Below are 916 nucleotides of genomic sequence, written 5' to 3'. Positions count from 1 at the left end.
AAACCTCTTATTGTTCCATTTGGAACGTGGTATACTATACATAACAGATTTTAACCTCTAAAAGCGGAGGGATGAATCCGATTTGGCTGTATTGTAAAGGAGGGCATTAAAATGGCTTATAACAACATTAAGTTTGAAGTACAGGACGGAATCGGGATATTGACGATTGATCGGCCGAAAGCGTTAAACGCGTTGAATTCCGAAACGTTATTGGAATTGAATGATGTCGTTGGCAAAATCGAAACGGACAAAGACGTAAAAGTTGTCGTTATCACAGGTGGCGGCGACAAATCCTTTGTTGCGGGGGCGGACATAAAAGAAATGTCTACAAAGAACGCAGTAGACGGCCGCAACTTCGGCAAGATCGGACAGGACGTGTTTACGCGTATTGAAAACCTGCCGCAGCCTGTAATTGCGGCGGTCAACGGATTTGCTCTGGGAGGCGGGTGCGAACTGGCATGTGCCTGCGACTTCCGGTATGCCTCTGAAAACGCGCTGTTCGGCCAGCCGGAAGTGGGGCTGGGGATTACGCCGGGCTTCGGCGGGACCCAGCGGCTGCCCCGCGTCGTAGGGCGGGGATACGGCAAAGAACTGATTTACACGGCCGCTAATATCAAGGCGGACGAAGCATTCCGTATCGGGTTGGTAAACAAAGTGGTCCCGCAGGAAGAATTAATGGCAACGGTGATGAAAGTTGCCAAGAAGATAGCCGGCAATGCGCCGATCGCCGTACAGCTCTCCAAGGCGGCTATTAATCGGGGTATGCAGTGCGACGTTATTACGGGTATTGCATACGAAGACGAAGTATTCGGCCTTTGCTTCTCCACGGAAGACCAGACGGAAGGAATGGCGGCGTTTCTGGAAAAGAGGAAGGAAAAGAACTTCCAAGGTAAATAATAAATTTTATAGAAAAAGG

At 49.5% G+C, this 916-nt stretch carries 1 protein-coding gene; it reads left to right on the top strand.

The features are described from left to right. Positions 1-111 precede the first annotated feature (111 nt). Positions 112-897, top strand: a complete 786-nt coding sequence (locus tag HMPREF0080_RS07740; RefSeq protein ID WP_006790871.1) for a short-chain-enoyl-CoA hydratase — start codon at positions 112-114, stop codon at positions 895-897. Positions 898-916 lie beyond the last annotated feature (19 nt).

The sequence above is a fragment of the Megasphaera geminata F0357 genome (genome assembly GCF_000239275.1).
Lineage (GTDB): Bacteria > Bacillota > Negativicutes > Veillonellales > Megasphaeraceae > Megasphaera > Megasphaera geminata.
Note: the sequence above shows the minus strand (reverse complement) of the source record. Positions and strands in the feature narration are given on the sequence as shown.